The sequence below is a fragment of the Pseudomonas bubulae genome, from assembly GCF_037023725.1.
Classification (GTDB): Bacteria; Pseudomonadota; Gammaproteobacteria; order Pseudomonadales; family Pseudomonadaceae; genus Aquipseudomonas; species Aquipseudomonas bubulae.
The window spans coordinates 2,186,540-2,205,250 of sequence record NZ_CP146077.1; the positions used below are offsets into that span (position 1 = coordinate 2,186,540).

At 53.8% G+C, this 18,711-nt stretch carries 17 protein-coding genes and 2 pseudogenes; 7 read left to right on the top strand and 12 right to left on the bottom strand.

Annotated features, from left to right (window positions below):
* Window positions 1-53: 53 nt before the first annotated feature.
* The 3 genes and pseudogenes from V6L81_RS10225 to V6L81_RS10235 all read right to left on the bottom strand — a co-directional run.
* Window positions 54-3,677 (bottom strand): transporter substrate-binding domain-containing protein, encoded by a 3,624-nt coding sequence (locus V6L81_RS10225; protein WP_338660662.1) that lies wholly within the window; start codon window positions 3,675-3,677, stop codon window positions 54-56.
* An 8-nt stretch (window positions 3,678-3,685) separates the two neighbouring features.
* A complete protein-coding gene (locus V6L81_RS10230; protein WP_271350733.1) occupies window positions 3,686-4,312 on the bottom strand; it encodes a response regulator transcription factor in 627 nt (208 codons plus the stop codon).
* Window positions 4,313-4,578: 266 nt separating this feature from the next.
* A pseudogene (locus V6L81_RS10235) lies at window positions 4,579-5,159 on the bottom strand (deoxyguanosinetriphosphate triphosphohydrolase); the annotation flags it as partial.
* 550 nt (window positions 5,160-5,709) lie between these two features.
* Between V6L81_RS10235 and V6L81_RS10240 the strand changes: the two are divergent.
* From V6L81_RS10240 to V6L81_RS10250, 3 genes are all read left to right on the top strand, one after another.
* Entirely contained in the window at window positions 5,710-6,273 is a 564-nt protein-coding gene (locus V6L81_RS10240) for a hypothetical protein (RefSeq protein WP_130872512.1), read from the top strand.
* A 93-nt stretch (window positions 6,274-6,366) separates the two neighbouring features.
* Entirely contained in the window at window positions 6,367-6,909 is a 543-nt protein-coding gene (locus V6L81_RS10245; protein ID WP_095026081.1) for a hypothetical protein, read from the top strand.
* Window positions 6,910-7,127: 218 nt separating this feature from the next.
* The gene (locus V6L81_RS10250; protein ID WP_095019392.1) at window positions 7,128-8,480 is read left to right on the top strand and encodes a deoxyguanosinetriphosphate triphosphohydrolase; all 1,353 of its coding nucleotides are present in this window, start codon (window positions 7,128-7,130) and stop codon (window positions 8,478-8,480) included.
* A gap of 87 nt (window positions 8,481-8,567) precedes the next feature.
* Here the strand turns inward: V6L81_RS10250 and V6L81_RS10255 are convergent, their stop codons facing one another.
* The 6 genes and pseudogenes from V6L81_RS10255 to V6L81_RS10275 all read right to left on the bottom strand — a co-directional run bounded on the left by V6L81_RS10255 (window position 8,568) and on the right by V6L81_RS10275 (window position 12,881).
* Entirely contained in the window at window positions 8,568-9,221 is a 654-nt protein-coding gene (locus tag V6L81_RS10255; protein ID WP_095002231.1) for a hypothetical protein, read from the bottom strand.
* Between the two features lie 489 nt (window positions 9,222-9,710).
* Window positions 9,711-9,812, bottom strand: a pseudogene (locus tag V6L81_RS24190) (hypothetical protein); the annotation flags it as partial.
* A gap of 167 nt (window positions 9,813-9,979) precedes the next feature.
* Entirely contained in the window at window positions 9,980-10,318 is a 339-nt protein-coding gene (locus V6L81_RS10260) for a hypothetical protein (protein ID WP_095002230.1), read from the bottom strand.
* Window positions 10,315-10,689 carry a phage holin family protein gene (locus tag V6L81_RS10265; protein WP_095002229.1) on the bottom strand — a complete coding sequence of 125 codons (375 nt, stop codon included), beginning with the start codon at window positions 10,687-10,689 and terminating at the stop codon, window positions 10,315-10,317. The genes V6L81_RS10260 and V6L81_RS10265 overlap by 4 nt, the downstream gene beginning before the upstream one ends.
* A gap of 1 nt (window position 10,690) precedes the next feature.
* Window positions 10,691-11,005, bottom strand: coding sequence for a YqjD family protein (locus V6L81_RS10270; RefSeq protein WP_095002228.1), 315 nt, complete (start codon window positions 11,003-11,005; stop codon window positions 10,691-10,693).
* 142 nt (window positions 11,006-11,147) lie between these two features.
* On the bottom strand, window positions 11,148-12,881 hold the full coding sequence (locus V6L81_RS10275) for a monovalent cation:proton antiporter-2 (CPA2) family protein (protein ID WP_095002227.1): 1,734 nt from the start codon (window positions 12,879-12,881) through the stop codon (window positions 11,148-11,150).
* Window positions 12,882-13,090: 209 nt separating this feature from the next.
* Between V6L81_RS10275 and V6L81_RS10280 the strand changes: the two genes are divergently transcribed.
* On the top strand, window positions 13,091-13,327 hold the full coding sequence (locus tag V6L81_RS10280) for a glutaredoxin family protein (RefSeq protein WP_095002226.1): 237 nt from the start codon (window positions 13,091-13,093) through the stop codon (window positions 13,325-13,327).
* A 42-nt stretch (window positions 13,328-13,369) separates the two neighbouring features.
* Entirely contained in the window at window positions 13,370-14,260 is an 891-nt protein-coding gene (locus V6L81_RS10285) for a pseudouridine synthase (protein ID WP_138738781.1), read from the top strand.
* Window positions 14,261-14,308: 48 nt separating this feature from the next.
* Here V6L81_RS10285 and V6L81_RS10290 read toward each other — a convergent pair whose 3' ends face one another.
* Both V6L81_RS10290 and mobA read right to left on the bottom strand, forming a co-directional pair.
* Window positions 14,309-14,530, bottom strand: a complete 222-nt coding sequence (locus V6L81_RS10290) for a YgdI/YgdR family lipoprotein (RefSeq protein ID WP_095002224.1) — start codon at window positions 14,528-14,530, stop codon at window positions 14,309-14,311.
* Between the two features lie 104 nt (window positions 14,531-14,634).
* Window positions 14,635-15,204 carry a molybdenum cofactor guanylyltransferase MobA gene (gene mobA / locus V6L81_RS10295; protein ID WP_095025147.1) on the bottom strand — a complete coding sequence of 190 codons (570 nt, stop codon included), beginning with the start codon at window positions 15,202-15,204 and terminating at the stop codon, window positions 14,635-14,637.
* Between the two features lie 78 nt (window positions 15,205-15,282).
* Between mobA and moaB the strand changes: the two genes are divergently transcribed.
* Window positions 15,283-15,822, top strand: a complete 540-nt coding sequence (gene moaB, locus V6L81_RS10300) for a molybdenum cofactor biosynthesis protein B (RefSeq protein WP_095002222.1) — start codon at window positions 15,283-15,285, stop codon at window positions 15,820-15,822.
* Window positions 15,806-17,032, top strand: coding sequence for a gephyrin-like molybdotransferase Glp (glp, locus tag V6L81_RS10305; protein WP_337859129.1), 1,227 nt, complete (start codon window positions 15,806-15,808; stop codon window positions 17,030-17,032). The genes moaB and glp overlap by 17 nt, the downstream gene beginning before the upstream one ends.
* Window positions 17,033-17,115: 83 nt before the next feature.
* Here glp and V6L81_RS10310 read toward each other — a convergent pair whose 3' ends face one another.
* The gene (locus V6L81_RS10310) at window positions 17,116-18,558 is read right to left on the bottom strand and encodes a mannose-1-phosphate guanylyltransferase/mannose-6-phosphate isomerase (RefSeq protein ID WP_323165471.1); all 1,443 of its coding nucleotides are present in this window, start codon (window positions 18,556-18,558) and stop codon (window positions 17,116-17,118) included.
* Window positions 18,559-18,711: the final 153 nt, after the last annotated feature.

The window sequence follows — 18,711 nt, forward strand, 5'->3', positions numbered from 1 at the left end:
TGCTGGTATCTATCAGCATAGTAAAACCGCGCCAACCTGCCTTTGATTGGCGCTCAGGTGTGCTTCGTCAACGATTCAAGTTGCAGGGCCAGCGCCTGTCCCAGTGCACGCATGGAGACCTGCACTTGCTCGCGGGCCTGCACAAGGTTAGCGGGCGTGGCTTGCTCCAGTGCCTCGCAGTTGTTGATCAGGCTTTGGGCGCCCACAATGCGGGCAGCGCCTTTTATCCTGTGGGCAATTTCGACAAACGCCTGCAATTCGCCGTTGTCAGGTAACTCAAGCAGCGTCTTGAGATCCTGGCAGTTGCTGCGGAGCAGTTCTTCCAGCAAGAGTCTTGTTCGTTCCTTGTCGCCTCCTGTAAGCGGGCTGAGAGCGTCGGCGTTGAAGGCTTCCGCGCAGTGGAATAGCGGCTCAAGCATGGCCAGTCGTTGACTCAACAGGGTCAGGCTGATGGGTTTGAACAGGCAGTCGTCCATTCCTGCCTGCTTGCAGCGTTGCCGCTCTTCCGGTTGGGCATTTGCAGTAAACCCCAGCACGGTACATGGCCGTTGGCTGGAGGCCAGCTCATGCTTGCGTATGGCTCGAGTCAGTTCATAGCCATTCAGGACAGGCATGTTGCAGTCTGCAATGACCAGGTCGAATTTGCCTGTCTTCCAGGTTTTCAAACCTGCGGCGCCGTCGTGCTCGGTGGTAAACCTGTGCCCTAAAAATCCAAGTTGCTGGCACATCAGCAAGCGGTTGGCCGGGTGATCATCCACCACCAGTACGTTAAGCGGATGAGCGGCAGGGTTGATTGAGGGTTCTTGTGCGGGGGGGCACTGGGACGGCGTCAGGGTTGGCACTTCAAGTTTTATCTGAACCTGGGTACCTGCACTTTCCTGGCTGCTCAGTACCAGGGTGCCGCCCATCATTTCGCACAGGCTACGGCAGATGACAAGGCCAAGACCGGCACCATTGAGCGCCAGTTGCCCGCTGTTCTGTGCCTGGGCGAAGGGCTCAAACAGGCGTGCCTGATCACGCTCGCTGATGCCGATGCCAGTGTCTTTGACGCTCAAGTGCAGTTCAGTCCGCTCAGGGGTGCCGGCTGGCAGCAAGTTGATTTCAAGCGTCACCCGGCCTTGTTGGGTGAGCTTGATCGCATTGCTGATCAGGTTGGTCAGGATTTGCTTGAGACGAAGCGGATCGATCAGTACGTCGGGTAGATCGTCTGTTGCATCGAAACGCAGGTCGAGCGTGAGGTTTTTTTGCCGCGCCAGGCCATCAAAAATCCGCATCACGGAGTGTGCCAGTTGGTGCAGATTGACGCGTTCCGGGGACAGGTTCAGGCGGCCGGACTCTATACGGGCAATATCAAGAATATCGCCTATCAGCTCCAGCAGGTCTTTGGCCGAGTTATAAGCAACTTCAATGGACGGGCGGTCGAGATGCCCATGGTCGGCGCGCTTGAGCGTCAGTTCAAGCAAACCGATCACTGCGTTCATCGGTGTACGGATTTCATGGCTCATGGTTGCCAGGAAGGTGCTTTTGGCCCGGTTGGCATCATCTGCCAGCTCCTTGGCCGTACGCAGCTCATCCAGTAGCTGATGACGTTCACTGATATCAATCCAGCCACCGATGATGCCCTGTACTTCGCCCAGGGAGTCCCGATAGGGAAGAATCCAGTGATAGATAGTGAGCGTTTTTTCGCCGATTCTCAGCGGGCGATCAGTCACCAGCGGAGTACCTTCACGCATGACACGCAGGTAGTCGGCCTGATAGTCACGGGCTTCACATTCGTTGCTCAGGAGGTCGCAGGTTTGCATCACGGTCTTGCCGATGACTTCTTCGCGCCTGGCTGAAAAGGCATTCAAGTAGCTGTCATTGCAGGTTTTCAGAACACCTTCGCGATCACGCACATAAATAGGATGAGGCGTACCGTTGACGAGCGCACGCATGAACTCGAACTGATCGCTGAGTGCACGTTCGGCCGATTTTCGTTGCCGGATCTGGCGCCGCATATAGGCATTCCAGATCAGGGACAGCAACAGTAAAAGGCTGGTGCCAATGATGAACTGGTAGAACAGACGATGGTAATTGTGCCAGTAACTGTCAGATGCCGGCACATAGCCCCGCCAGCGGCTGTTGATAATGCCCAGCTCATCAGGCGCGATACTCAACAACGCCTTGTTGAGGATTGAGGACAACTCGCTGGCATCCCGGGCAGTGGCGAGGGAAAACATGGCGGGTTGGGTGCCGATGGTGGCACTGATTTGTAACCTGTCCTGAAACAACCCCGAGGCCAGCAGGTAGTTGGCGATGACCAGCGTACTGACTGCACCTTGCACTTTCTCTTCGGCCAGCAGTTCTGTGGCGCGATAGATATCTCCGGTTTCTACCAGTGTTATCTGCGGGTATTGACTGCGCAGGTAATCGGTCAGGGGATTGCCTCGGGTCAAGGCCAGTTTTTTACCCGCAAGTTGTTCAAGGCTCGCAGGTTGCCCATCACCTTTTGCCGTAAGCAGGACAAAGGAGTTCACCAGATAGGGACGAGTGAAACTGAGGGCGCTTTCTCGGGAGGCTGAAGGATTGATGGCCGAGATAATGTCGGTTTCGTGCCGACTGATCATTCGGGTCATGGTGTCGAGGCTGTTCGCGCGTTGTATTTCGAAGCGCAGCCCCGTGCGCAGACGGATCATCTCCAGCAGGTCGGCAGTAATGCCTCGGAAATCTCCGCTGGCATCAAAAAATGTCAGGGGTGCCATGGTTTCGTTGACCACTACCTTGACCACAGGATGCTTGAGCAGCCAACGGGCTTCTCGCTGAGTAAGCTGCAGCTTCTGATCGGACAGTAGAATGTCACTGCCAGCGCTCCAGCGTTTGGCAATGCTTTCTTGTTCACTGTTGGGTACGGCCTTGAGTGTGGCGTTGATGATGCCTAGCAGGGGCGAGTTGTCCCGACGCACTGCAAAGCTGAATCCATGGGCTTCGTGTTTGCCAAAATTGGCCATCTTGATGTTTTTCAGGTACCCCTTGTTGATCATGTAATGGGTCGACACAGTGTCCCCCAGAAAAATATCCGCCTGATCGAAAGCCACGGCATTAATGGCATTTTGATAGGACGGATAAGACTGGATGATTGCCTGGGGATAAAGCGCCTTTACTTCCTCCTGGGGCAGATAGTGGTACACCATACTCAAGCGCAAACCGGCGAGGCCTTGGGAGAGTGAGCGTGTTTCTCCCTCTCGGGTCACCAGTACGGGTTGGTCGATGGCATAGGGAATGGAAAGTACAAGGTGCTGGTTCGCGGCCTCAAAGCCGTTGGAAGTACCCAGCAGGTCAATCTGGCCGTCCTCAAGTGCCTTGATGGCTGCTTCTCTGGAGGCAAAGCGCTGGATCCTGATCGACAGCTTGAGGGCTTTGCGCAGAAGGCCGGCGTAATCTGCGGTGAGGCCTTCGTAGTCCCGACCGCTATCGGTCATGTCGAACGGTGGATAGTCGGCAGCAGAGGTGCCGATCACGAGTTCGCGCTTATTTTGCAGCCAGTATCGTTGAGTGTTGTCCAGGGGGACTTCAATGTGGCCGGAACTCGAGCGGCTGAGCAACGTAAGGGTTTCACTGCGGACCGGGGCGGCCAGCACGGGCACGCACAGAACTAACCCCGCAAAAAGTGACAGGTACTTGATTAATCGTGCGGGCATCCTGTTTTTCATACAAGACCATTACGTTTTGCCAGCTCGATAAGTTCCACCAGCGAATGGGCTTTCAGTTTTTGCATGAGACGCTTTTTGTAAGTGCTCACGGTTTTGTTGCTTAAAAACATGCCGGCTGCAATGTCCTTGTTTGTTTTGCCTTGTGCGAACAGCTTCAGAACCATAAGTTCCCTGTCGTTGACAAGTTTGAATAACTCGATTTCAGATGAGTTGTTGTGAACGTTTGTTTCAGAAGTCAATGCCTGGCTTGGAAAATAGTTGTAGCCAGAAAATACCGCTTTTATTGCACTGGTAAGCTCACTCAGCTCTTCTTGTTTGCACACATACCCGGCTGCACCGGATTGCATGCAGCGCATGGCGAAAAGTGTCGGTGACTGCGATGTGAGAACCAGCGTCTTGAGGGCTGGGCTTATTGAGCTGAAGCGTGACAGCACTTCCAGGCCATCGAGTTTGGGGATGCTGATATCAAGAATTACCAGATCAGGAGTGCACTCGCGGATCATCTGCATGGCGTCTACTCCATTGTCGGTTTCTCCGACTATTTCATAACCTTCATGTTCTAACAACATGCGAATTGCGAGCCGGATTACAGGATGGTCGTCGACAATAAATACGGTGTTCATATTGATTCCCCATAAGGTGCTGAATAGAAAGCGCGACCTTAGCTCAGATGTAAGAGCTGGGGCAGGAACCGGGGAGCCTACAAACGTAGTATGGGAATTATCCTACGCAAAATAAGGCGATGGCTCACTAATTACACAAGGGGAGAGGCGTATTTAAATGTGCGTTTAAAGATTTTTTGAGTTTAAAGCTGGGCGCGCGAGTATATTTCTTTCTTGTGTATGGAAAAGTCTTACTTGCTACTTCATGTGGTAAACATAGTGTTTGATCAAGTTGAGCTGCGTGCCCTCCCTATTTGGCAGGGGAGGGCAGCGGTTGTCAGGCGGGGGGTGGAGTGACCTGTCATTGCTCTGGTCATTTCAGTGGCATAACTGTCGGTCATGCCGGCAATAAAGTCGTTGATGCGCATAAACGATCGATGTAATGGCCACTGTGGGTCGGGAGCATTGTTGCCCAGCAATTCGAGGATCCGACGGTTTTGAACGATGGGGTACGACCGCCATGCTGCTCAAGCGCGGCGCCACAGAATGCATTGAGGAGGATTTCCAGGGACGTATAGGCACCCATTTCATGCAAGGTTTTGCATTTGTCCTGGAAGATTTTTTGCGTGCCATGTCTTTGTTGTCCAGCACGCAACGTGGCCGTGCCGTGCATATGCTCGGCCAGATCCCCTGGTGCCAGCAGTGCTTGCTGTTGTTCGACAAAAGCCCGGGCAGCGGCGTTGGTCAGATGTTCGATGGCCTTGCCGCGCAGTATTGCCCGTTTTCGCCGTCGTGAGTCGTTGGGGCAAAGCAGGCGAAAAGTTTCAGGCAAATCATCGCCCACCATGTTCAGCAGCAGGGACTCGACACATGGAGAAGCTGCGTTTGCGTTTGGGAGCCTCTCTTGGTGATAAATGGACAAGGCTAGTTACATCATTGCAGTTTTGGATATTTTGAAGAGGCCATGATCTGCCGTTGAGGGTCTTCAGGTTTAGAGTATATATGTGTTTGGTGGGTTGGTTTATGTAAGGTTTTCCTTAAGTAATAAGTGTTTTTTATGTGCGGTGAACTCTATTTACTTCCTGTTGACTGGCTATAGGCGGCAAAATACCCAATTCCTTTTGTTTAGTCAGGTTGGGCTGTTAGGGGGGGTGTTTATAAGTCGTGATTTTTCTCTAACTATTATAGCTTGTCGAGTGAGCTGGGGTTTTTGTAATCTGTACTTTAGTCAGGGGGGGTGCTAGCTGTAAGGGGTTGTTAAATTTCCTGTTGCTGGTTGTCTGTCAGGTATAGCAGTGGAGAAGTTATTAGCAGGTTGTGAATTTATTTTTGTGTAGGGGGTAGTGGCATTTTACAATCAATCATTTTGTGATAGGATTTGTCCGTTCTAGCGTTGATTGGTTTATGCAATCTATTAAATGGAAAAGGAAAAAATGGATAAAATTATAAGTGTTGTATTTGCGTCGTTGATTGCGGTTTCGTCGTTTGCAGCATCAGCAGAAACCTTTGAGCGAGTAGAACTTGATAAAGATAGAACCAGTGTTCAGTACGCTGGCCCTATTAAGTCAGTCACTAAATCGCTTGAAGGTTATAAGTGGCTTGGTCAATCAGATGACATGAATGGTGGCGTGGTTTTTGAACCCCATGTAAATAATAGTTTTGGTAAAAATGACACTGAAACGGGTGGGGCTATAATGGTAAGAGCTACTTACTACCTTTATGATAAGCCGGTTAAAGAAGCTTTGATGATTGCCCGTCAAAGCCAAGTTGCGGGGTTTGTTGAGTTTTATAGTTTGGACTCAAGAGAGCTTCAACTTCACATAAGAATGGTGGGTGCTGACACCTTTCAAGCTTTTTCTAGCGATGACCAATATCAAAATCCAGCGAAAAACCTAATGACTTACAAAAAAGTTGAAGAGTTTAATAAGAGCAATTATAAAGACAAGCTTAAATCCGCGAGAGATAGTGGTATGATTTTCTAGTAAAGAGAGATAAGAAGGGCTAATCGAGCAGTCTTGTTTATTGTTTAAAGCTTTATTGGGCTGTGTAGCCGATTAACTAAAAAGGAGAGATAAGTGAAAATAATTGGATTGTGCTTCGCAGTAGTATTGGCTACTTCATCTTCTGTTGCTAGTGCAGAAACATTTGAGCGTGCAGAACTTGATAAAGATAGAACCAGTGTTCAGTATGCTGGACCTATCAAGTCAATCACTAAGGCTCTTGAAGGTTACAGATGGCTTGGTCAATCAAAAGACATGAATGGTGGTGTGGTTTTTGAACCTTATGTAAACACTCGTTTCGGTAAAAATGACACTGAAACGGGTGGGGCTATAATGGTAAAAGCTACTTACTACCTTTATGATAAGCCGGTTAAAGAAGCTTTGATGATTGCCCGTCAAAGTCAAATTCCGGGATTTGTTGAGTTTTATGGTTACGAATCGAGAGAACTTCAACTGCATATTCGGATGGTTGATGACAGCACCTTCCAAGCATTTGCAAGCGATGACGAATATCGTAAGCCGGACAAGTTAATGACTTACAATAAAGTTGAGAAATTCAATGAGAGTTATTACAAGGATCAGTTGGAGTCGGCAATGGATGACGGTACATTTTTTTAATAAATAAGTATAAAAAAGACTATTTAGATAGTCTTTTTTTGTATTCGTATTTAAATTGGTGGCATTGTTTGTGTCGTAGGTGGATGGCTATTGTTCGGGTTGATGCTCGGGCTTTGCGATAATATAAGTTGATACGGGTTAAAGTGTGTTTTGAAATATTGTTTAAGTAAGCTATGCTGGATGTTGTATAAATGGTTTGAGAGGTAAGCATGGGAAGCATGAGTTGGGACAAGTTGCTGAATAACACCCGTCTTGGCGGTCGTCCTCCTAAATCTGAGCTAGGCCGTTCACCTTTCCACTCAGACCACGACAAGGTTATTTTCTCCGGAGCTTTCAGACGCCTTGCCAGAAAGACTCAGGTTCATCCTCTTGCCACTAATGACCACGTTCATAACCGTCTCACACATAGCTTGGAAGTGGCTTGTGTAGGCCGTACCCTGGGGGTGAGAGTAGGCCAGGAACTTCTGAATGAAAGACTTATTCCTGAGCAACATTCAGCTTCTGATATTGGTGATATTGTCCAGACTGCTTGTCTCGCTCATGACATTGGCAACCCTCCCTTTGGGCATACAGGTGAAGAAGCTATTCGTCACTGGTTCACCAATGATGTTGGGGCGAAGATAATAGAGCAATTGCCTTTTAATGAAGCTACTGATTTACGTAGATTTGAAGGCAATGCACAAGGGTTTAGGGTTTTAACGACCTCGGAATATCATCCCTATGAAGGGGGGATGCGTCTTACTTATGCGTCGCTTGGCGCTTTCATTAAGTATCCTTGGCTTGCTGGTGATGCTGTTAATGGGCAAAGACCTATTCAGAACAAATATGGTATTTACTGTTCTGAATTGGGTTTGTTCAATGAAGTGGCGGACGCTACTGGCTTGTTAAAGCTGGGTGATGGTTGGCGGTGTCGCCATCCACTGGCTAACTTGATGGAAGTGTCTGATGATTTTTGCTACGCCATTCTTGATTTAGAGGATGGTGTAGAGATGGGTATCCTTGAGTGGGATAAGGTCTTTGAAATACTGTGCCTTGTCCTTGATGATCACCAGAAGAATCAGTTAGTCAAAGAAATTCAAGGCATGAAGGTTGGCCGTAGGCTCTCTATGATTCGTGGGAAAGTTATTTCAGCTTTTGTAGATGCTGGAGCGACTGCTTTCATGAATAACCATAATGAAATCATGACTGGCAAGGTTCTAGGTATTTTAGAACTTTGTGATAAGAATGTCCGTGAGTGTGTAGCCGCCGCCAAAGGTCTTGCGCGTGATGAAATCTTCCAGCATCCCAGGAAGGTTGAGTTAGAAATAGGGGCTTATAGCACTATATCTACGCTGTTAAACGTTAGCTGCTCTGCTGCTTTGGAATATGTCAGAAAGGGCGGTGTAGCTGATTCGAAGACGAGAAGGGTGGTAGAGCTTCTTGGGCTGGACTTGAATAATTTAGACGCCAGTGGGGGTGTTTCCAAGGAGTACGGTGCAATGATGCAGGTTCTGGATTACGTGAGTGGCATGACCGATAACTATGCCATGCACTTGGCTCGACAGTTTAATGGTATGGGCGGGGAACGTTGAGCCTGCGTGTACATATTAGGCAGCTGTTTTATTATGTGATTGCAAATGTGCTTTTCATTGAAAAGGCCACTTAAGTGGCCTTTTGTATCACAGTTCAGCTTTTAGTTTGTCGAATTCATTTTTTATTTCGCGAAGCATTAACTTGCGTCCCTCATTTGCTTTGGAATTTCCAATAATGGCAGAGATGGAAAATCCAACGGCAGTAAGGGCTGTTCCTACTACATAGCCAAACCATCCTTTGGCAATGTATACGCTAAGGGCAGTAACTGCGAGTCCGGCGGCGACAACAATTTTGTTGCCGTTATAGGTTTTGAATTCCCCGTGCTCGTAATACGTTTGCGTAACTGCAAGTGAGGCCAGGCTAAAAAAGGTGCCTACGCCCGGCAATGCAAACATTATAAAGTCTTGAAAAGTAAAAGTTTCTCTTTCGCTAATATACCCGAGTGTGTAAATCTCTCCATTCGGGGTCACTTGATAGGCGACTGGTTCACCACTTTTAAAAGCCATTAGAATTTTTTTGCCAACAGGAGCATGTAAACTCTCGTCAATGAGGATCGCTGGCAGCAAGTCACCGTTCTGAAACTCAAGCAATGCCTCAAGCTTGACATGAGTTCCTATATTGTTACTAACTGAAACGTTGTTGCCTTGCTTAGTGGTTGTAACTGAGCCACTTGTGTGGGAGGTGACTGTTTTGTCCCTTAAAATGACTGCTGCACAATCGAACGCGGGCCTTCTACTCATGGCTATTCCTTAGCTTGCTAGCAATAAAAAAACGACTAACTCAAAAAATTAAGCGGGAGGCTGGCCTAATGCCATTATTTGATGAGGGCCAGGAACTTATCAAATTTCCAAAGCCTGATCAAGCGGCTGTAGAGGCTTCATTCTTTTATGCGTTCGTTAGAGGCTAACAGGATAGGGTTTCGCTGCTGCGCCAGAGGCGTAGAGCAGGTGACTTATAGGCAGGCGATGGCTAGTGTCTTTGTTTTGCTGGTGATGCAAACAACCGTAAATCCCTAGTCAGTTCGAACGGGCTGTTCGAAGGGTGGTGTATCGGCTCTATAATTGTCCTGACAAAAACCGAGGTTATTCCTAAGTGGTACAATTTCGTCTTCTTGTTCTTATATATTCTTATTTGTAACTAGTTGGCTGTTGACCCTGTAATAAGGTCGTTTTTGGCTGCGGAGCCTAAATACAGTTCGCTCGGTAGCCGCCGAACCGGTGCTTCTTGCCACCCAGGGAGCGGCCGACGCAACTGACTTCGAGGGAGTGGGTGAGGCGGGTGTGGATATGGTCGTTGCTGTTGACCGGATGGACCTGTGTTTTGCGCCCCAGCAGCTTCTCGTTTCAGAACGGATGACGCAAGTGGAGGCATGATCAGGGGCGCCATCTGTGGCAGCGGGCTTGCTCACGATGCAGGCAGCGCGGTGTTTCAGTCAAACCGCGTCGATGCCATCGCGAGCAAGCCCGCTCCCACAGAAGGAGGGGGGGAGGCTTTCTGTTCAGGGCTTGCGCGAGGCCTGGATCACCATCTTGATCAGTGGTATCAAGCCAGTGGTCAAGCTGATCCAGCGTGACGTGCCCCCGGTGTTTTTGCTTTTGGCGCCTCTGCCGGTCAGGAACCCGAGCAGGGTGACAATCCCCACACCCCACAAGGGTGCATGCTTGATCCCCAGGGTTTCCTGCCAGTTGCTGGTCATTCCGCGCATTTTTTGCAGGGGTTGCAGCAGTTGTTGCGACTCATGACGAATCTCCTGACGGTGCATTTCCATGCGCAGGCGGATCAAGGTTTTGCGCAACTCCTGGCGTGAAGCATTTTTCGGCAATTCAGGCAGGCTCATGGCAACAAACGCTCGCGGTCTTTGGCCAGCTCTTCAAGCGTGGCATTGAAAGGAGAGGATTCATCGAATATCGCGGCGTTGAGGCGCAGCCCGCAGAACACCGCGGCCAGTGTATAAAACACACAAAGCCCGATAATGCCGGGGATGCGGTAGCTGTCCCAGAGCAGGATCATCACCAGCGCCGACAGTCCGATCAGCAGCAACAGCGCGAACACCAGTGCCAGCCCGGCAAACAACAACAGGCTGACGGTGCGTGCCTTCTGCTCTTGCAGTTCGATGCCCAGCAATTCGACATGGCTGTGCAACAGACCCAGGAATGCGGCACCCAAGCGCCGCGGTGAGGAACGGGGGGAACCGGATTCGTCTGTCATATCAGCGCCGGGTTGCCAGCAGGCCCAGAACAAAGCCGATACCGGCCGCGATGCCCACAGACTGCCAAGGGTTTGCCTGCACATAATCTTCGGTGGCCACCACAGCCGCCTGACTGCGGTCTTTCAACGATTCCTTGGTTTCTTCCAGGGTTGCGCGGGCCTTGAACAGGCTGTCCTTTATCTGGGCGCGCAGTTCTTCAGCCTGGTCACCGGCCAGGGACGCGGTGTGTTCCAGCAACTTTTCGGCATCGAGTACCAGCGTCTGGAAATCGGCCATCAGGATTTCTTGAGCATTCTTTGCTGTTTTACGGGCCATGATTCACTCCATTAGTGGCTTGATAATCGTTCGAGTGTAGGCCTTCGGTGAAGGTTCACTCGTTTCCTTGGCATTGCTTACGCTGTTGGATGGGCAATGCCAGAGATGTCTTTTGTGTACAGAGGCAAAACCTTACCTTAAATCAGTCGTTTTCGCGGGGGATTGCAGCTTCCCGCGCGTCTTCGCTTTCAAAACAGCCTTCGAGCAGGTGATAGCGGTCATGGCGTACCTGGTCGACCCGGCGTTGCACGATTTTTTCTGACAGGCCCAGCAAAATCAAGGCATGGGAGGCGAGCATCAGGCTCGACTCGAGCAATTCCGGTACCACTTCAGTTGCCCCGGCGGCCTTCAGCTCGGTGAGCTGGCTGTCATCGCGGGTCCTGACCAGGATAGGCACTTCGAGGGTAATCAGCCGGGCTTCCTTGAGTACGCTCATGGCCACCTCGGTGTTGTCCACGGCAATCACCAGCAGTCGCGCACGATCCAGGCCTACAGCGCGCAGCAGATCACCCCGGCGGGCGTCGCCGTAGTGCACGCAGCTGTCCGCTTTAGCTGCTTCCTCAATGCGATCGGGGTCGTAGTCCAGCGCGACAAAGTCCTTGTGTTCGCTGCGCAGGAAACGGCCAATGGACTGGCCCACGCGGCCATAGCCGCACATCACCACGTGCCCGTGCAGTTCGGCGTTTTGGCTGGCGATTTCTTCCAGCTCCGCCTCTTCATAGGATTGCCGGTGCAGGCTGGCTGCGATAAGTGGCGCGGCGCGCAGCAGCAGGGGCGTCAGCAGCATCGAGCAGAACGTAGCGGCCAGCAGATAGGCAGCCATATCCGCCGGGATCAGCGAGTTGCTCTGCATCTGCGCCATCAGGGCAAAGCAGAACTCACCGCCCTGGGCCAGGGCCAGGCCACTGCGCCAGGCGGTTTCTCCGTCGCTGCCACGCAACTTGACCAGAATCGCGACCACGGCACCCTTGATCAGCATCAGGACCAGGGTCAGGCCTAAAATCAGGAAACCGTGGTGAATGAAAAGCTGCAGGTCGATCAGCATGCCGATGCTGACGAAAAACAGACCCAGCAGAATGTCCCGGAAAGGTCGGATATCGGCTTCAATCTGGTGTCGATAGTGGCTTTCACCCAGTAGCATGCCGGCCAGGAAGGCGCCGAGCGCAGGGGACAGGCCCAGCAGGTGGGTGAGCCAGGCGGTGAGCAGCACGATCACCAGCGCCAGCAACACAAACAGCTCTGCCGAGCGCGACGCGGCCACCTCGTGGAACAGGCGCGGCAGCAGGAAGCGACTGGCAAACAGCAGCCCCAGAAACAGGATCACAGTCTTGCCCAAGGTAACCGGCAAGGCCCAATACCAGGCCTGGTCGCTGCTGCCGGCGAACACCGGCACCAGGGTCAGCAACAGTACCGCGACCACGTCCTGAAACAGCAGTACGCCAATGGCATTCTGACCGTGACGGCTGAAGATTTCCCCCAGGCTAGTCAGCTCTTTACTTACGATCGCCGTGGATGACAGGGCGAGTCCGGCACCGAGCAGGAAAGCGCCGTTAAGGCTCATGCCAAAGGCATACAGCAGGCCGCCCAGCGCCACTGCCGAACACAGCACTTGCAGGCTGCCCAGGCCAAATACCACCCGACGCAGCTTGAGCATCTTGGGCAGCGAGAACTCCAGCCCCAGGGAAAACAGCAAAAACACCACTCCAAGCTCTGCCAGGTCAGGCAGGTCGGGGCTGTCATTGATCCAGTCGAGGGCGGTGGGACCTACAAACAGGCCGACACACAGGTAACCCAGCACCGGCGGCAGCTTCAGGCGCCGGAACAGGGCAATGACCACCAGTGACGAGGCAAGGATGATTAACAGATTGGCAAACACGAAAGGCTTCCTTGGCAGGTCGGGAAAAAGGTCGCGAGCATCCGGCAAATACGAAGGTCTGTCGCTGATGTGGGTCAAGCGTAGTCGCAAGCAGGGGAATAGAGCGATTGTATTGGCAAATCAGGCATACGGCTGCGGGTATCTGCTACGGGTCGACGTCACCGGGCCAGGCTCTTAAGATAAACACTTTATTTCTAAGGTCGTTATTTATGCCTCCCGAATGCCAATTGTTCGGCACCCTGGGTTGTCACCTGTGTGAACTGGCCGAAGCGGTTTTAATGCCCTTGGTCGAGCATGGGTTGATGGTCGAGCTGGTCGATATTGCTGACAGCGACTCGTTGTTTGAAAGCTACGGCTTGCGTATTCCGGTATTGCGCCGGGTCGATACGGGCCAGGAGTTGGGCTGGCCGTTTGATACTGCGCAGGTGGTCAATTTTCTTGGATAAACCTGCATAATCACCGGCTGCATTTTCCGCTCGAGACCCTTTATGTCGTCCCAGCCTTTCATCGCCGCCGAGCATCAAGCCAGTACCTTGCACCTGCCGCCAGGCAGATGGTTGACGGTGCTCGACTGCCTGAGTGAACACTTCAGTGCCATCAGCCGCGAACAGTGGCTTGACCGTATCGCCCGTGGCCGGGTGCTGGATGCCGACGGTGCGCCTATCAGCCCGCAGCTGGCGTACCGGGAAGGCCTGCGCATTCATTACTTTCGCGAAGTGCCCAACGAAACGCCCATTCCGGTGCAGGAAACCATCCTGTATGCCGATGAGCATCTGGTGGTGGCGGACAAACCGCACTTCCTGCCGGTGACCCCGGGCGGTGAGTATGTCGAGCAAACACTGCTGCGGCGCTTGATCCGCACCCTGGGCAACCCCCATCTGGTGCCCCTGCACCGTATCGACCGGCACACGGCGGGCCTCGTGCTGTTTTCTGCCAATCCGGACACTCGTTCGGCGTATCAGTCGTTGTTTCCCGCGCGCAAGATCGACAAACGCTATGAGGCCATTGCTCGCGCATTGCCTGAACTTGAGCTGCCGCTGGTGCATAAAAGCCGCCTGGTGGAGGGCGAGCCTTTTTTCCGCATGAAAGAAGGGCCGGGCGTCAGCAATACCGAGACCCTGGTCGACGTTTGTGAGAAAAACGGTGAGTTGTGGCGTTATGCGTTGTACCCCGTCACCGGGAAAAAGCATCAGTTGCGGGTGCATATGGCGGCGCTGGGGGCAGGGATATGCAATGACCCGTTCTACCCGGACGTGATCAGGGACGCTGTCGATGACTATGCCGAGCCGCTGAAACTGCTGGCCCAGAGTTTGCGCTTTGTTGATCCGCTCACGGGAGAAGCGCGCTTTTTCGAGAGCAGGATTCATCTGGACTGGTAAAACAAAACCCGCACAAGGCGGGTTTTGTTTTAAGACCAGAGAGCGGTATTACAGCTCTTTAACGGTACGAATCTGGTCTTTGTTGATGCGGGTTTCTTTACCGTCCAGTTGCTTGAACTGGTAGAAGCCTGAGTCGTCATCGTATTTTGGCGCGTCGACAGTCTGGATTTCGCGACCGTCGTTCAGGGTGATCACCGAAGGCGAGGAGCAGCCGGCAAGGGCGGCCATGCCAGCAGCGAGCATCAGGGCGGCGAGAGTCCGGTGAGTCATTGTGTATCTCCAACAAGTGAATGTGCTGTTAATGATTACTGTCCTTGAGACGTATACATCGTCTGCAAGTTCCATTGCTAGCCCCAGGCAGACACTGGCGCGGATTATTTCAGCCAGTCCGGGGTATTGAAATTGGCCAGCCGCGGGTCATTTTCGGCGCATTGCCAGGCCCGAGCATTGAGCTGGAGCATGATTTTGCGCGGGCTGCGTTCACCTGCCTGCCAGGCGGCCTCGAATACATCTTTCAGGGCTGTGGGGATCACGCATAACAGCGGTTCCCAGTGCTCCCCGTGGCGCACCATCAGCGGCTGATCGGGATGTTGAGCGGCAGCGCCCAGCAGGGCATCGAGCAACCCGCGGTCGATTTTCGGTACATCGCAGGGCAACACCAACAAGTGTGAGTGGCGGGCCACGGCCAGCCCGGCGCGGATCCCCGCCAATGGCCCGGCAAAGTCATCATTGCCATCACTGACCAGTTGATCGGCCAGGCGGGTGTACTGTTCGTGGTTGCGATTGCAGGAAATGATCAGGTCATCGGTCAGCGGGCGGGTGACGCGCTGGGCATACGCGATCAGCGGCTGACCCTGCCATCTCACCAGCCCCTTGTCCTGACCGCCCATGCGCTGGCCACGGCCACCTGCCAGCAGCAAGATGGAGCATTGAAACCGGTTCATATGGAACTCCGCGCAACCAGGCAAAAGAAGCGCTGTGATATAACACCGGGCTGTTTCTCCTACAACTGGACCTCGTCTATGAAAGCCAAGGTTGATGCACCTTTCGTACCTTTGAATATCGCCGTTCTTACCGTCAGTGACACTCGAACCCTGGAAACGGACACTTCGGGTCAGGTTTTTGTCGATCGCCTGCGTGATGCCGGGCACAACCTGGCGGCACGGGTGTTGCTCAAGGATGACCTGTATAAAATCCGCGCCCAGGTCGCCACCTGGATCGCCGACGATGGGGTGCAGGTGGTGCTGATTACCGGCGGCACAGGTTTTACTGCACGGGACAGCACGCCAGAAGCCGTCAGTTGTCTGCTGGACAAGCAAGTAGATGGCTTTGGTGAACTGTTCCGCCAGATCTCCGTGGCCGATATCGGCACTTCGACCGTGCAGTCCCGGGCTCTTGCCGGCTTGGCCAACGGTACGCTGGTGTGCTGCCTGCCGGGTTCGACCAACGCTGTACGCACCGGTTGGGACGGGATATTGGCCGAGCAACTGGATTCCCGTCATCGCCCCTGCAACTTCGTCGCCCACTTGAAGCAGGCACCGGCCTGTGAAACCCGTGGATAAGCCGGGCCGAACTGGCGCGCTGATGCCCGTCGAGGTGGCACTTGAGCGTTTGCTGGCACTGGCTGAGTCGGCGCCGATCCTTGACACCGAATCGGTTCCGGTGGGCGCAGGGGATGGCCGCGTACTGGCCCACGACTTGATTGCAAGCCTTGATCTTCCCCCTTGGCCCAACAGTGCAATGGACGGTTATGCGTTGAACCTGGGCGACTGGTCCGGGGATCCGCTAACCGTTAGCCAGCGAATTTTTGCCGGTACTGCCCCGGAGCCACTGGCGCCAGGCACCTGTGCACGCATTTTTACTGGTGCCCCGATACCTGCGGGCGCGGACTGCGTCGAAATGCAGGAAAATACTGTGGTGCAGGCCGACGGACGAGTGGTATTTACCCATGCCTTGCGTGCAGGTCAGAACATTCGTCCTAAAGGGCAGGAAACCACCATTGGTGAGGTAGTCCTTACTGCGGGGACGCGCTTGGGGCCGATCGAGCAGGGGCTGGCAGCATCCCTGGGCTGCGCCGAGCTGCGAGTCATGCGACGGGTCAAGGTGGCGGTGTTATCCACTGGCGATGAACTGATCGAGCCCGGGCAGCCGTTGGGCCCGGGGCAAATCTACAACAGCAACCGCATAGTGCTGTGCAGCTGGTTGGCGCGCATGGGTTGTGAAGTGGTCGATGGGGGGATTCTGCCTGATGACTTGCCCGCCACCCGCCAACGCTTGGGTGAGTTGGGAACGGTTGACCTGATTTTATCCACCGGCGGAGTGTCGGTCGGTGAGGCAGACTTTTTGGGCATTGCGTTGCGCGAAGAGGGCGAGCTGGCGCTGTGGAAATTGGCAATCAAGCCGGGCAAACCCCTGACCTGCGGGCATTTTCGCGGTGTGCCGGTGATCGGCCTGCCAGGTAACCCTGCCTCGACTCTGGTGACGTTCGCGTTGCTGGCAAGGCCTTATCTGCTGCGCCTGCAAGGCGTGCAGGCTGTCGAACCGCTGAAGTTCCAGGTGCCTGCAGGATTTGTCTGGCCCAAGCCGGGCAATCGTCGCGAGTACCTGCGCGGGCGTTTGGAGCAAGGGCGTGCGGTGATTTACAAAAACCAGAGTTCAGGCGTGTTGCGCAGCGCGGCATGGGCTGAAGGGCTGGTGGAAGTCCTTGAGGATTGCACCCTGGCCGAAGGCGACCGGGTGGGGTTTATCCCGTTGAGTGAAGTGCTGGGCTAGCACTGTTGCGTCACCCGTGGGAGCGGGCTTGCTCGCGATTGCGGGTGATCGCCATCGCGAGCAAGCCCGCTCCCACAATGATCTCAGACAGGCGCGCGCCCATAGATATCAGTCAGGCGCACGATGTCGTCTTCGCCCACATACTCGCCGCTTTGCACTTCGATCATGACCAGATCAGCCTCCCCGGTGTTGCCCAGCCGGTGTGGGCTGCCGGGTTTGATAAAGGTGGACTCGTTGGTTTCGAGGGTGAAGTCCAGGCCATCATTGTTCACTTCGGCCCTGCCACTGACCACAATCCAGTGTTCGCTGCGCCGTTGGTGCACCTGCAGGGACAGCGCGGCTCCGGGCTTGACCACGATGCGTTTGATCTTGAACCCCGGACCTTCCTCCAGCACGGTGTAGGTGCCCCACGGGCGGGTGACAGTGCGGTGCAGGCGATAGGCGTCGTGGCCCTGGAGTCTGAGTGTTCGGGCGATGTGCCTGACGTCCTGGCTGCGCCGGGCGTCGGCCACGAGCAGAGCATCCGGCGTATCGATAATGATCAGGTCGTTTAGTCCGACCCCGCCCACCAACCGTTTCGGCGAGTCGATGTAGCAGTTGTGTACATCGTGCAGTACGTTTTCGCCAGTACACTGGTTGCCATTGGCGTCGGCCGGGGTCAGCTCGCGCACCGCCTGCCATGAGCCTATATCACTCCAGCCCAGCTGGCAGGGCACCACGGCAACTTTTTGCGAGCGCTCCATCACGGCGTAGTCTATGGAGATATCGGGCACCAGGGCGAAACTCTGGCTGTCCAGTTCGAGGTGGCGTTGTTGTTTGCCCTCAAACATCTGGCTGTGATCAAGGCAGTGGGTCACGGCATCCAGTACCAGAGGCGCATGGGCCCTGAATTCTTGCAGTACGCTGTCGGCGCGCATGCAGAACATGCCGCTGTTCCACAGATGCAGGCCGCCGTCGAGGTAGCCCTGGGCCGTTTTGGCGTCCGGTTTTTCAACAAACTGCGCCACTTCAAAGCCATCCTGGTTCAGCTTCTGGCCTTTTTCTATATAACCAAAGCCGATTTCGGCCCGGGTTGGCAGTATGCCAAAGGTCACCAGCCAGCCCTCGTCGGCCAGCTTGCGGGCGTTGTCGACGGCCCGGCCGAAGGCGGCAATATCGGTGATCAGATGGTCGGCGGGGAGCACCAGCAACTGCGTATTACCGCCGTAGCGCCGCGCAATCTGCAAGGCGGCTGCGGCAATCGCCGGGGCAGTATTGCGGCCAAATGGCTCGAGGATAAAGTCCAGCTCGATGCCGTCCATGCACTGTGCGCGGTAATCATCAAGCGTGCGAAAAAACACCTCCCTGTTGGTTACGGTCAGCAACGGGCCAACGTCACGCAGGCCGGTTGCGCGGGCAAAGGTCTTTTGCAGCAGGCTCTGACCATCGGGCAGGCACATAAAGGGCTTGGGCATGGCCTCGCGCGACACTGGCCATAGCCGGGTGCCAGCGCCACCGGCGATGATGCAGGGAACCAGTGTGCTCATACAGAACGCCTCTAGAATCATTGGACAACTTACAGGTGTTGAAGTCTGACCGGTTCTGCGCTTTTGATCGAGCCGTGAAGGTTAAATCACGGGTGCATGGGCCTTTTCGGTCTGGCTGTTGTCCAAGCAATCAGACCGTTATGTCGAGGGATG